The sequence below is a fragment of the Streptomyces sp. NPDC001100 genome (assembly GCF_053598575.1).
Window position 1 is genome coordinate 338119 of sequence record NZ_JBSFKO010000001.1, and the last position, 11658, is coordinate 349776.

The window sequence follows — 11658 nt, forward strand, 5'->3', positions numbered from 1 at the left end:
GTGAGGTGAGGTGAGACCTGGACCGGCGGTCGGCCGTCAGCCGCGCCGGTCCACGTACTCGTAGACCGTCCCGTCCGGATGGACCGCGATCAGGTTGCGGCCCACCGGTGTCGCCAGCGGGCCCGCGACGACCCGGGCACCGAGTTCGGTGAGGAGGGTGTGCGCCTCGTCGACGTCCTTGACGGCGATGGTCGCCGAGACCTTGCGCAACACCTCCAACTCCGCCTCGGGCCCGCTCATCAGCAGGAAGAACCCGACCGCGGCCACCGACACCCCGCCGCGCTCGAAACGGAGCGCCGAGGCGCCCGTGAGGCGTTCGTAGAAGGGGACGGCGGTCTCCAGGTCGTCGACGCAGATACGCAGCGTGGCTCCCAGAATGTCCATACGGACGAGCCTAGTTGGGACGGCCGGGCCGTGGTGATCCTTTCGGACGATCCCGGCCCGGTCGCCCCGTCAGACGGGCTTGCGGCAGAGGATCTCGCCGTGCAGCACGGCGAACCAGCCGTCGTCCTGCTTCCCCCACTCCCGCCAGGCGTCGGCGATGGCGCGCAACTGCTCGGTGGTCGCGTGGCCGCCCTCGGTCGCGACCGCCGCGTACGAGGACGCGACCGTGCGGTCCGCCCACAGACCGCTCCACCAGGCCCGCTCGTCCGGAGTGTGGAACGTCCAGGTGCTCGACGTGGCCGTGATGTGGCTCAGCCCCGCCCGCATCGCCCACGATTTGAGACGGCGTCCGGCATCCGGCTCGCCCCCGTTGGCGCGGGCCACCCGCCGGTACAGCTCCAGCCAGTTCTCCAGCCCCGGTACCTCCGGGTACCAGGTCATCACCGCGTAGTCCCCGTCCCGGGCGGCGATGAACCCGCCCGGCTTGGTCACCCGCACCATCTCCCGCAGCGCCTGCACCGGATCGCCCACGTGCTGGAGCACCTGATGGGCGTGGACCACGCAGAACGTGTCGTCGGGGTAGTCCAGGGCGTGGACGTCGGCGACCGCGAAGTCGACGTTGGTCAGGCCGCGTCCTTCGGCGGTGGCCCGGGCCTGGTCCAGGATGCCCGGTTCGCGGTCGACGCCCGTGACGGAGCCGTCCGGGACCAGGGCCGCCAGGTCCGCGGTGATGGTGCCCGGACCGCAGCCGATGTCCAGGATCTTCATGTGGGGCTTCAGCGAACCGAGCAGGTAGGCGGCGGAGTTGGCGGCGGTTCGCTGGGTGTGCGAGCGCAGTACGGACTCGTGGTGCCCGTGCGTGTAGACGGCGGTCTCCTGTGGCTTCGGCATGTCTCTACCTACCCCTTCGCGTCTTCTTCGGCGTAGGCAGAACGGTACGCGCGCATGTCGAATGATGAGATCTGCGTTTTACGATGTGGACTGACGGGTGATCAGGGATTCGGTGAGCGGCCGGTACACCGTCAGCCCCTCCGGCAACTCCTTCAACGTCAACTCGCCCTCCACGTCCGTGACTTCACCGTCGTAGGCGAGGAGCGTGCCGGGCGACAGGCCGGTCAGGCGCAGGCGGTGGACCTGGGCCGCCGCGTGGGCGGGGGATCGGGTGAAGGGGCCGGCGAGGGCCGCCGCGAGGAGGCGCAGCGCGGGCCTGCGTCCGCCGTGCACGATCCGGACGTCGAGGCGGCCGTCCGCCAGGTCCACCCGGCGGCCCGAGGCGATCCCCTTCCGGTGGTAGGTGCCGTTGCCGGCGAACAGCATCCACAACGGGCGGGTGCGGCCGCCGAGTTCGGCCTCCAGCGGATGCCGGTCCGCGCGCAGCACCCACAGCGCCGCCAGCACGCCCGCCGGCCAGCCGCCGATCCGCGGTGCCCAGCGCTCCCGCTCGCGCACCAGCTCCGGGTAGACGCCCAGGCTCAGCGTGTTGAGGAAGACGCCCCGGGTGGTGCCGGACGTGAAGCGGCCGACGTCCACCCGGACGGCGTCGCCCTGCCTGACCGCCCGGCCCAGATCCCGGGGACCCTCCACACCGAGGTCGTAGGCGAAGTGGTTGAGGGTGCCGCCGGGGAGGACCGCGAGAGGCAGGCCGTGACGCAGGGCGACCTCGGCCGCCGCGTTCACCGTGCCGTCGCCGCCGCACACCCCGAGGACCCGGGCACGGGCCGCCGCCTTCTCCAACTCGCCATGGATGTCGGCCGGTTGACAGGCCACGACCTCCGCGCCGGGCAGCACGTCGGTCAGTGCGTCCGCCTTGTCCGCGGTGCCCGACGCCGAGTTGACCACCATGACCAGCCCCGCACCGTCCTCCAGCGCAGGCACCTCCGCACGGGCCCGGGCCGGCGGCACGATCCGCCCACGGGTCGGCACCATCGCGCGCACCGCGAACGCCGCGCACGCCCCCAGCGCGGCCCCGGCCAGCACATCGCTCGGGAAGTGGACACCGGTGTAGACGCGGGACAGGGCGACCGACACGGCGACCGGGGCCACCACCGCGCCCCAGGCCGGTGACTCCAGCGCCACCCCGGTCGCGAAGGCCGCCGCCGACGCCGCGTGACCGGACGGGAACGACGTGGTGATCGGCTGCCGCTTCAGCCGGCGTACCAGGGGCACGGGGTCCAGGGCGGGCCGGTGGCGGCGCACGAACCGCTTGCCGATGGTGTTGACGGCGAGGGAGGCGGCGCTCAGCGAGGCGATGCCCCGGGCGGCTGCCCGTCGGGCCCGCGGAGTGCGGCTCGCGGCCACCGCGGCGGCCGTCGCGAACCACAGCACACCGTGATTGGCACTCCGGCTCAGTCGGGGCAGCACGGGCTCACCCGCGGGCCAGTTCCGCTCGGCCGCGGCCTCGAAGAGACGGGAGTCCACGGAGTGCAGCCATGCGCGCAGGGCGTGGCGGCCGGGAAGGGGGACCGTGAGGTCGACGTCGGGGCTCATGCGGTGCCGGGTACCCTGAAACGGCCGTTCGCTGCCCGGCGGACCGTCGGCGAACCGGTCTCACCGTCGGTGGACCGTTCCATCGGAGGAACCCCCGTATGCGCCTGCTCCTCGTCCGCCACGGTCAGACCACGGCCAACGTGGACTTCCTCCTCGATACGGCGATCCCGGGCGCGGGGCTGACCGACCTCGGCCGCCGACAGGCCGCGGCCCTCCCCGCCGCCGTGGCCGGCGAGGACATCGAGGCCCTCTACGCCTCCACCCTGATCCGCACCCAGCACACCGCCGCCCCGCTGGCCGCCGCCCGTGGCCTCGACGTCCGCGTCCGGGACGGCATCCGCGAGCTGACCGCCGGTGACCTGGAGATGCTGCCCGGCGACCGGGAACCCGGCCACGAGTACATGCGGATCGTGTTCGCCTGGGCGTCCGGTGACACGGAGCTGCGGATGCCCGGCGGCGAGAACGGCGTGGAGGCCCTCGCCCGCTACGACGGCGTCGTCGCCGAGGCCGCCGACAGCGGCGCCCGCACCGTCGCCATGGTCAGCCACGGCGCCGCGATCCGGATGTGGACGGCCGCCCGCGCCGACAACGTCGACGTGGACTTCGCCGCCGCCCGCCCCCTCGACAACACCGGCATCGTCGTCCTGGACGGCTCACCGGCCGACGGCTGGAAGGTGCTGTCCTGGGCGGGCGCGGCGGTGGAGACGCCCGGGCCGGACACGGACGCGGGTCCGACCGGACAGCCGCTCGACGAGGACCAGAAGCCGTAACGAGGCCCCCGCGGGCACAATAAGGGTTTGCCCGGCCGCGAGGCCGCCCCACAGAATGCGTGGTCATGGGACATCTGGAAGCCGCACACCTCGAGTACTACCTCCCCGACGGGAGGCCGCTCCTGGGCGATGTGTCCTTTCGGGTCGGCGAAGGCGCCGTGGTCGCCCTGGTCGGGCCCAACGGCGCCGGCAAGACGACCCTGCTCCGGCTGATCTCCGGCGAGCTGAAACCGCACGGCGGCACGGTCACCGTGAGCGGCGGCCTGGGCGTGATGCGCCAGTTCGTGGGCTCCGTACGCGACGAGAGCACCGTACGGGATCTGCTGGTGTCGGTGGCCCCGCCCCGCATCCGCGCGGTCGCCGCCGAGGTCGACAAGGCCGAGCACGCCATCATGACCGTCGACGACGAGGCGGCCCAACTCGCCTACGCGCAGGCCCTGTCCGACTGGGCCGAGGTGCACGGCTACGAGTTCGAGACCCTCTGGGACATGTGCACCACGGCCGCGCTCGGAGTGCCGTACGACAAGGCGCAGTTCAGGCAGGTCAGCACGTTGTCCGGCGGTGAGCAGAAGCGGCTCGTGCTGGAGGCGCTGCTGCGCGGGAGCGACGAGGTGCTGCTGCTCGACGAGCCCGACAACTACCTCGACGTACCCGGCAAGCGCTGGCTGGAGGAGCGGCTCAAGGAGACCCGCAAGACGGTCCTGTTCGTCTCCCACGACCGTGAACTCCTCGCCCGCGCCGCCGAGAAGATCGTCTCCGTCGAGCCCTCGCCGACCGGCGCCGACGCCTGGGTGCACGGCGGCGGCTTCGCCACCTACCACGAGGCCCGGCGCGAACGCTTCGCCCGATTCGAGGAGTTGCGCCGCCGCTGGGACGAGAAGCACGCCCAGCTGAAGAAGCTCGTCCTGAACCTCCGTCAGGCCGCGTCCATCTCCCACGAGTTGGCCTCCCGCTACCAGGCCGCCCAGACCCGCCTGCGCAAGTTCGAGGAGGCGGGCCCGCCCCCCGAGCCGCCCCGCGAACAGGACATCACCATGCGCATCAAGGGCGGCCGCACCGGAGTAAGGGCCGTCACCTGCAAGGGACTTGAACTGACGGGGCTGATGAAACCCTTCGATCTGGAGGTCTTCTACGGCGAACGCGTCGCCGTCCTCGGCTCCAACGGCTCGGGCAAGTCGCACTTCCTGCGCCTGCTCGCCGGCGACGACGTCCAGCACACGGGGGAGTGGAAGCTCGGCGCGCGCGTCGTGGCGGGACACTTCGCGCAGACCCACGCGCACCCCGAACTCCAGGGCCGCACCCTCCTCGACATCCTGTGGAAGGAGCACGCCCAGGCCCAGGGCCCCGCCATGTCCCGGCTGCGCCGCTACGAGCTCACCGGCCAGGCCGAGCAGAGCTTCGACCGGCTCTCCGGCGGCCAGCAGGCCCGCTTCCAGATCCTCCTCCTGGAACTCCAGGGCGTCACCGCCCTGCTCCTCGACGAGCCCACCGACAACCTCGACCTGGAGTCCGCGGAAGCCCTCCAGGAAGGCCTTGAGGCCTTCGACGGCACGGTCCTCTCCGTCACCCACGACCGCTGGTTCGCCCGCTCCTTCGACCGCTATCTGGTCTTCGGCAGCGACGGCAGGGTCCGCGAGAGCACCGAGCCCGTGTGGGACGAGCGGCGGGTGGAGCGCGCACGGTAGGTCCGTGCAGTGCGGAGGCCGCGGGGCCCGAATGTTCGTAGAGTGGTCTCAGGACCGTGAGACTCGACGAGCGGGGCACACCATGACCGGAGTCGACCCTGCGCGCCTGGACGACTCCCAGCTCATGAAGGAGCTGGAGACCATCCACCGCACGCGCCACGACACCCTGCTGTACGGCTCGAACGACGCGCTGCGCGCCCACAACGACCGCATGGCCCGGCTGGAGGGCGAGTACCTGCGCCGCCATCCGCGCCGCCTCGTGGCCCCCGGCCGCACCCGGCAGGGGGCACGCGAGCGGGAGTGACGCGGGTTTGTGCCTTGAGGTCGGGGGCAGGCGAACCACCAGCGCTGGATCGCAAACGCGTTCCCACCGGTGACCGTCCAACCCGGAGCATGCTCAAGGGAGTTGTGACGCACCATGCCCACTCGCATCAACAGCAGGCGACGTTCCCACCCCGACACACCCGACACCGCGGAGGCGTTCCGCACCCTGGTCACGCTGCCGCCCGGCCCGCAGCACGACACCGTCCGCGAACACATCGTGGAGGCCTGGCTGCCCATGGCCGACCGGCTCGCCGGACGGTTCCGCAACCGGGGCGAGAACACCGAGGACTTACGACAGGTCGCCGCCCTCGGCCTGGTCAAGGCCGTCGACCGCTACGACCCCGGGCGCGGCAACGCTTTCGAGAGCTACGCCGTACCGACCATCACCGGCGAGATCAAACGGCACTTCCGCGACCACATGTGGACGCTGCACGTGCCGCGCCGGGTGCAGGATCTGCGGAACCGGGTCCGGGTCGCCGGGCAGGAACTGGCGCAGACGGTGCCGGGGCGGCGGCCGACCGTGACGGAACTCGCCGCGCACGCGTGCCTCTCCGAGGAGGACGTGCGGGCCGGTCTGGAGGCGCTGGAGAGTTTCAGCGCCTTGTCGTTGGACGCGGAGGCCTCCGGCGGTACGGACGGGTGGGCGTTGGGGGACGTACTCGGGTCCGCCGATCCGGCGTTGGACGTCGTGGTGGACCGCGAGGCCGTGAAGCCGCGGTTGGCCGCGCTGCCCGAGCGGGAGCGGGAGATTCTGTACCTGAGGTTCTTCGGGGACATGACGCAGAGTCGGATCGCGGAGGAGTTCGGGATCTCGCAGATGCACGTGTCCCGCTTGATCAGCCGGTGTTGTCGGCGGATTCGGGAACAGGTTCTTGAGGACGCCGCGTAGGGGTTGTGCGTCGGCTGCAGGGCTGTGGGGGCCGGTCGCGCAGTTCCTCGCGCCCCTGTACGAACTCGCCCGGTGTTCACTCGCTCGGGTCTCGCCGCGCGCGGCTCTCTCCTGACCGGGCTTCGATGGTGTTGCCGCCGTCCTCGGTCTAAGGAGCACCGCTCATGCGCCGCACCGCACTCGCCCTGTCCGTCGTCGCTCTTGTCGGGGGCGCCGCCGGACCGGTCGTGGCCGCCGATCCGGCCGCCGAGGTCAGTCCGAGCAGCGTGCGGGCGGGTGGGAGCGTCACCGTCTCCGTCACCTGCGAGGGGATCGGGGGGACCGCGGCCGACACCGTCGACGCCACGTCCCAGGGTTTCGACGGCGGGACCGTCCAGCTGCAACGCGTGCCCGGCAACGACGACCGGGCCGCCGGAGCCGCTTACCGGGGGACCGCACGGATCTCCACGGACGGGGTCGAGCGCGACGCCGCGTGGACCGTCGACGGGACCTGTCCGGCGCCGCCCGGCGGCCAGGGCAAGCCGTGGAGTGCGACCTTCAGTGTCGAACACGGTGGCGGGGACGGACAGCGGCCGTGTCAGGAACCCCGGGGCGATTCCTGCGCCGGTGCCGCCGTGATCGAGCGCGGGGTGCGGGCCGGGGAGGGCGGCACCTTCACCGACTCCGTGCCGGCGCTGGTCGCCGGCGGTGTGCTGATCGCGGGCGCGCTCGGCGGCGCCGTGTACCGGCTGCGCAGGCGGACGCCGGGACACTGAGGGCACGACGAGGTCACGGCACGGCACCAGGGACTTGCGCGGAGGCACCATGCGGCAGGCGGACGCGGTAGGCCAGGGACCCGTCCGCTACGGGCCGGTGCTCCCCGACGACGGACTGCCCGTCCTGCCGGAACTGGCCGCCGTCCTCGCCGCCGCCGCGAGCCGCACCGAGGAACAGCCGGTCGGCGGAGCCCCCGCACTGCTGGAGGCCGCCGGCGGCTACTTCGAACGCCGGGGCCTGCCCGCCGAGCCCGCCCGCCTGGCCGCCGCCCCGGGCGCCCCCGCACTGCTGGTCGCGCTGACCGCAGCCCTCGGCGGCGACGTCCTGGTGCCCAGACCCTGCGCCGCCTGGTGGGCGCCGTACGCCCGGCTGCTGGGCAGACCCGTGTTCCATGTGGGCACTCCGGCCGAGTGCGGCGGGGTGCCCGACCCGTACGCCCTGCTGGAGACCGTGCGCAGGGTCCGGGACGAGGGCGGTGACCCGCGGCTGCTGGTGCTGTCGGTCGCCGACGATCCCACCGCCACCGTGGCGCCGCCCGAGGTCATGCACGAGACCGTCGAGGCCGCCGCGGGCGAGGGCCTGCACCTGGTCAGCGACGAGACCTGGCGCGACACCCTGCACGCGCCCCGGCGCACCATGCTGCTCAGCCCCGCCGAGATGCTGCCCGAGCGGGTCACCGTCGTCACCGACCTCGCCGGCGCGCTCCTCCCGTCCGGCTGGCCCGCCGCCGTCGCCCGCTTCCCCGCCGGCCGCGCCGGGAACGCGCTCCACGCGCGCGTGCTCGACGTCCTCACCGCACTCGGCGCCCGGGTCGCCGCACCCGTCGCCGCCGCGGCCGCCCACGCCCTCGGCGAACCCGCACCCGTCGTCGCCCGCCGCGACACCGCCGTAGCCCTGCACGCGCGCGTGGCCGCCGCCGCGCACGCCGCCGTCACCGGGGCGGGCGCGTTCTCCCGGCCGCCGCAGGCGGGACGCCATCTGTACGTCGATCTCGGGCCGTTGCGCCACGCGCTCACCCCGCAGGGGGTGGGCGACGCGCAGGACCTGGAGGAGTTCCTCACCGCCCGGCTCGGCATGCCCGCGCCGGGCGGCCACCGCTTCGGCGACGACCTGGGCGCGCTGCGGGTACGGCTGTCCACCGGACCACTGCTGGGCCGAACCGACGAGGAACGCGCGGAATGCCTCATGTCACCCGTGCCGTTGGAACTGCCACACGTGCAACGCGCGTTGATGTCCTTGAGGTCGATCTTCGACGATCTCCGCGACGACGCTCAGCGATGGGAGCCTCCTCGATGACGCAGCAGTCCGAGTCGACCACGACGAGTACGACGACCCCGGACGCCGACCGTACGGCGCCCCTGTCCCCCTTCACCCCCTCGTCCCCGCCGCTCGCCGAGCCCCGCCCCCTCGGCGAGCGGCGCGTGTGGCCCCGGACCTTCCACGACCGGCTCACCGCCCCGCTGCCCGGCCTCAAGGCGATCGCCCGCTTCGCCCGCGAGGGCTCCGTAAGGCCCCGCCCCGAGGGGCTCGCCGACATCCCCCGACTCCCGTTCGCCCCCGAGCCGTTGCCCCGGGTCGACTCCCTGACCGTCGCCGTCACCTGGGCGGGACACGCCAGTTGGGTGGTGCAGATCGGCGGCCTGACGATCCTCACCGACCCGGTCTGGTCCCGCCGCATCCTCGGCACCCCGGCCCGCATCACCCCCGTCGGCGTCGCCTGGGAATCACTCCCGCCGATCGACGCCGTCGTCATCAGCCACAACCACTACGACCACCTCGACGCCCCCACCCTGCGCCGACTCCCGCGCCACACCCCGGTGTTCGCCCCGGCCGGCCTCGGCAGCTGGTTCCGGCGCCGCAGATTCACCCGCGTCACCGAACTCGACTGGTGGGAGGCGGCCCGACTCGACGGCGTACGGCTCGACTTCGTCCCCGCCCACCACTGGTCCAAGCGCAGCCTCACCGACACCTGCCACTCCCTGTGGGGCGGCTGGGTGATGACGGCACCGGACGGACAGCGCGTCTACTTCGCGGGCGACACGGGCTACGGCCACTGGTTCTCGCGTATCGGCCGCCGCTATCCGGGAATCGACCTGGCCCTGCTGCCCATCGGGGCCTACGACCCGCGCTGGTGGCTGAGCGACGTCCACTGCGATCCGGAGGAGGCGGTGCGGGCGGCCCAGGACTTGGGCGCGCGCCGGATGGCCCCGATGCACTGGGGCACGTTCGTCCTGTCGGCGGAGCCGGTGCTGGAGCCGCTGACGCGGGTCAGGGCGGCTTGGGAGAAAGCCGAGTTGGCCCGAGAAGACCTGTGGGATCTACCGGTGGGCTCTTCAAGAGTCCTGGGATGAGGTGCTTTTGGGGGCGCGGGGAACTGCGTGACCAGCCCCCACCGGCCCGCACCCCGCAACGAACCCTCACCCGGCAGCCCGAACCCGCTTCCAGACACCGGGCGCCGCGCTGATCACCACGGTCAGCGCGACCGCCGCCACCACACCCTCCCAAGGCTCGGGGAACAGGGAGCCCCCGAGGATGCCGATCAGCTGGTACGTCACGGCCCAGGCCAGACACGCGGGCGCGTTGCCGCGGGCGAACCGGCGGATCGGCCACTCGGCCAGCAGACAGGCCAGCATCACCGGGATGCGGCCGGCCGGCACCATTCGGGACAGGATCAGCACCGTCACCCCGTGGTCGGCCAGCTTCTTCTGGGCCTGCTCAAGACGGTCCTCCGGAGCCCGCGCGCGGAGCGCCTCCAGCCAGCGCGAGCCGTTCTTCGACCCCATCCCGCGCCGCCCCAGCCAGTACAGCGTGATGTCCCCGAGGAACGCGGCCAGCGAGGCCGTCACGAACACCAGCGCCAGCGCGAACGGCGCCGTCTGGTGGAACGCGACCACGGCCGCCGAACTCACCAGCGCCCCCGTCGGGATCACCGGCACCAGCGCCCCGAACAGCACCAGCAGGAACAACGTCGGGTAGCCGATGGCCTGTTGAGTGGACTCGGGCGAGGTCGTCGTGGTCGCGGACAGCGCGTCCGCGAGCCAGCTCACCGGGCGACCTGCGGACGTACGCTCTCGCCGTGCCCGAGCCGGTGCACGGCCACAGCGGGCGCCACTTGGGCCGCGATCCGCACGAACTCGTCGCCCGGCGTGTGGAATTCGTGCGGGCGCACCGCGTCCATCCCGATCGGCCAGTACGTGCCGTAGTGCACCGGCACCGCACTGCGCGGCGCGAGCCGCACCAGCGCCTGGGCCGCGCGCCCCGCGTCCAGATGCCCCTCGCCGAGATAGGGTCCCCAGCCGCCGACCGGCAGCAGCGCCACGTCGACCGGCCCGACCTCCTTGGCCATGTCGTCGAACAGCCCGGTGTCCCCGGCGAAGTAGGTGCGCGCCTCGCCCTCGACGACGTAGCCCAGCGCGGGGGAGCGGTGCGGACCGACGGGCAGCCGCCGCCCGTCGTGCCGCGCGGGTACGGCCCGTACCACCAGGTCACCGACCATCGTCCGGTCGCCCGGGGACACCTCGTCGATCCGCAGCTGCCGGAGCCGGCGCAACCCGGGCACCGCGCGGAGTGCGCCCCGGGGCACGAGCAGGCGCGTGCCCGGGGCGAGGGCGGCGAGCGAGGGAAGGTGCAGGTGGTCGGCGTGCAGATGGGAGACGAGCGCCAGGTCCGCGCGGTGGGCCCCGGGCGGCGGCACCGCGCCCCGGCGGCGTCGTAGGTGCGCGAGCCGGCGGGCGAACAGGGGGTCGGTGAGGACGCGTATGTCCGAGTCCTCGATCGTGCAGGTGGCGTGACCCCACCAGGTGATCTCCACCGGCACCTTCTTTGCCTCCTTCGCGCGACTCCCCCGAAGCCTACGGGCAGGAGTAGGGTCGGCGGCGAAACCCGGAGGTGAGGGGGACGCCATGGGACAGGTACGCGGTGCCTCCGGTATGCCCTCGCGGGTCAGGGTCACGGCGATCGCCAGCCTGACACCGCTGGAGGAACTGGACGAGGACCCCTTCCTGGTCGACTCGCGCAGCCAGCACGCCATGTGCGCGCGCTGGGCCGCCGACCACGGCTATGTGATCGCCCGCGAACTCCTGGTGCGTAAACTGCGCCCTGACCACTGCGCCCTGTGGGACGGCGTCCGCCCCGGCCTCGACCTGTTCGTCGCCCCCAGCCGCCGGGTCCTGGAGAGCGCGCTGTCCTCCGTGGAGGAGTTCACCGACGAGTGCGCGCGCCGCGGGGTGCGGATCGAGACGGTGGGCAGCGCGGAACCCTCCTACGACGCCCAGGCCAAGGCCCGCGTCCACCGGCGGCTGTCGATGCCCACGGCCGGCTACGACGGCCGCTGACCCAGGGGTCCCCGCGTCCCGTATGACAG

Annotated in this window: 13 protein-coding genes; 8 read left to right on the plus strand and 5 right to left on the minus strand. The window is 73.0% G+C overall.

Annotated elements, in window-relative coordinates; genetic code table 11:
* Positions 1-36: 36 nt before the first annotated feature.
* From ACWDEW_RS01540 to ACWDEW_RS01550, 3 genes are all read right to left on the minus strand, one after another.
* The gene (locus ACWDEW_RS01540; protein ID WP_019071338.1) at positions 37-384 is read right to left on the minus strand and encodes a VOC family protein; all 348 of its coding nucleotides are present in this window, start codon (positions 382-384) and stop codon (positions 37-39) included.
* A gap of 69 nt (positions 385-453) precedes the next feature.
* The gene (locus ACWDEW_RS01545) at positions 454-1275 is read right to left on the minus strand and encodes a class I SAM-dependent methyltransferase (protein ID WP_450508499.1); all 822 of its coding nucleotides are present in this window, start codon (positions 1273-1275) and stop codon (positions 454-456) included.
* 78 nt (positions 1276-1353) lie between these two features.
* Positions 1354-2871: a phosphatase PAP2 family protein gene (locus tag ACWDEW_RS01550; protein WP_450508501.1), complete on the minus strand. Its 1518-nt coding sequence runs from the start codon at positions 2869-2871 to the stop codon at positions 1354-1356.
* 98 nt (positions 2872-2969) lie between these two features.
* Between ACWDEW_RS01550 and ACWDEW_RS01555 the strand changes: the two genes are divergently transcribed.
* The 7 genes from ACWDEW_RS01555 to ACWDEW_RS01585 all read left to right on the plus strand — a co-directional run bounded on the left by ACWDEW_RS01555 (position 2970) and on the right by ACWDEW_RS01585 (position 9646).
* A complete protein-coding gene (locus ACWDEW_RS01555; protein WP_450508503.1) occupies positions 2970-3641 on the plus strand; it encodes a histidine phosphatase family protein in 672 nt (223 codons plus the stop codon).
* A 65-nt stretch (positions 3642-3706) separates the two neighbouring features.
* Positions 3707-5326 (plus strand): ABC-F family ATP-binding cassette domain-containing protein, encoded by a 1620-nt coding sequence (locus ACWDEW_RS01560; protein WP_450508504.1) that lies wholly within the window; start codon positions 3707-3709, stop codon positions 5324-5326.
* Positions 5327-5357: 31 nt separating this feature from the next.
* The gene (locus ACWDEW_RS01565; protein WP_406452334.1) at positions 5358-5630 is read left to right on the plus strand and encodes a DUF6158 family protein; all 273 of its coding nucleotides are present in this window, start codon (positions 5358-5360) and stop codon (positions 5628-5630) included.
* A 114-nt stretch (positions 5631-5744) separates the two neighbouring features.
* Positions 5745-6539 carry an RNA polymerase sigma factor SigF gene (locus tag ACWDEW_RS01570; RefSeq protein ID WP_450508507.1) on the plus strand — a complete coding sequence of 265 codons (795 nt, stop codon included), beginning with the start codon at positions 5745-5747 and terminating at the stop codon, positions 6537-6539.
* Between the two features lie 164 nt (positions 6540-6703).
* Positions 6704-7294, plus strand: coding sequence for a hypothetical protein (locus ACWDEW_RS01575; protein WP_450508509.1), 591 nt, complete (start codon positions 6704-6706; stop codon positions 7292-7294).
* 49 nt (positions 7295-7343) lie between these two features.
* Entirely contained in the window at positions 7344-8591 is a 1248-nt protein-coding gene (locus ACWDEW_RS01580) for an aminotransferase class I/II-fold pyridoxal phosphate-dependent enzyme (protein WP_450508511.1), read from the plus strand.
* Positions 8588-9646, plus strand: a complete 1059-nt coding sequence (locus tag ACWDEW_RS01585) for an MBL fold metallo-hydrolase (protein WP_450508513.1) — start codon at positions 8588-8590, stop codon at positions 9644-9646. Before ACWDEW_RS01580 ends, ACWDEW_RS01585 begins: the two co-directional genes overlap by 4 nt.
* 66 nt (positions 9647-9712) lie before the next feature.
* Here ACWDEW_RS01585 and ACWDEW_RS01590 read toward each other — a convergent pair whose 3' ends face one another.
* Both ACWDEW_RS01590 and ACWDEW_RS01595 read right to left on the minus strand, forming a co-directional pair.
* Positions 9713-10342: a DedA family protein gene (locus ACWDEW_RS01590; RefSeq protein ID WP_450508515.1), complete on the minus strand. Its 630-nt coding sequence runs from the start codon at positions 10340-10342 to the stop codon at positions 9713-9715.
* Positions 10339-11112, minus strand: coding sequence for an MBL fold metallo-hydrolase (locus ACWDEW_RS01595; RefSeq protein WP_450508517.1), 774 nt, complete (start codon positions 11110-11112; stop codon positions 10339-10341). Before ACWDEW_RS01595 ends, ACWDEW_RS01590 begins: the two co-directional genes overlap by 4 nt.
* Positions 11113-11197: 85 nt before the next feature.
* On the opposite strand from ACWDEW_RS01595, the gene ACWDEW_RS01600 reads away from it, so the two are divergent.
* Positions 11198-11629, plus strand: a complete 432-nt coding sequence (locus ACWDEW_RS01600) for a hypothetical protein (protein WP_450508518.1) — start codon at positions 11198-11200, stop codon at positions 11627-11629.
* The last annotated feature ends 29 nt before the right edge of the window (positions 11630-11658 follow it).

What these genes read in the sequence shown, in the direction of transcription:
- ACWDEW_RS01540 (WP_019071338.1), bottom strand. Translation starts at nt 384, where the DNA reads ATGGACATTCTGGGAGCCACGCTGCGTATCTGCGTCGACGACCTGGAG.
- ACWDEW_RS01545 (WP_450508499.1), bottom strand. Translation starts at nt 1,275, where the DNA reads ATGCCGAAGCCACAGGAGACCGCCGTCTACACGCACGGGCACCACGAG.
- ACWDEW_RS01550 (WP_450508501.1), bottom strand. Translation starts at nt 2,871, where the DNA reads ATGAGCCCCGACGTCGACCTCACGGTCCCCCTTCCCGGCCGCCACGCC.
- ACWDEW_RS01555 (WP_450508503.1), top strand. Translation starts at nt 2,970, where the DNA reads ATGCGCCTGCTCCTCGTCCGCCACGGTCAGACCACGGCCAACGTGGAC.
- ACWDEW_RS01560 (WP_450508504.1), top strand. Translation starts at nt 3,707, where the DNA reads ATGGGACATCTGGAAGCCGCACACCTCGAGTACTACCTCCCCGACGGG.
- ACWDEW_RS01565 (WP_406452334.1), top strand. Translation starts at nt 5,358, where the DNA reads ATGTTCGTAGAGTGGTCTCAGGACCGTGAGACTCGACGAGCGGGGCAC.
- ACWDEW_RS01570 (WP_450508507.1), top strand. Translation starts at nt 5,745, where the DNA reads ATGCCCACTCGCATCAACAGCAGGCGACGTTCCCACCCCGACACACCC.
- ACWDEW_RS01575 (WP_450508509.1), top strand. Translation starts at nt 6,704, where the DNA reads ATGCGCCGCACCGCACTCGCCCTGTCCGTCGTCGCTCTTGTCGGGGGC.
- ACWDEW_RS01580 (WP_450508511.1), top strand. Translation starts at nt 7,344, where the DNA reads ATGCGGCAGGCGGACGCGGTAGGCCAGGGACCCGTCCGCTACGGGCCG.
- ACWDEW_RS01585 (WP_450508513.1), top strand. Translation starts at nt 8,588, where the DNA reads ATGACGCAGCAGTCCGAGTCGACCACGACGAGTACGACGACCCCGGAC.
- ACWDEW_RS01600 (WP_450508518.1), top strand. Translation starts at nt 11,198, where the DNA reads ATGGGACAGGTACGCGGTGCCTCCGGTATGCCCTCGCGGGTCAGGGTC.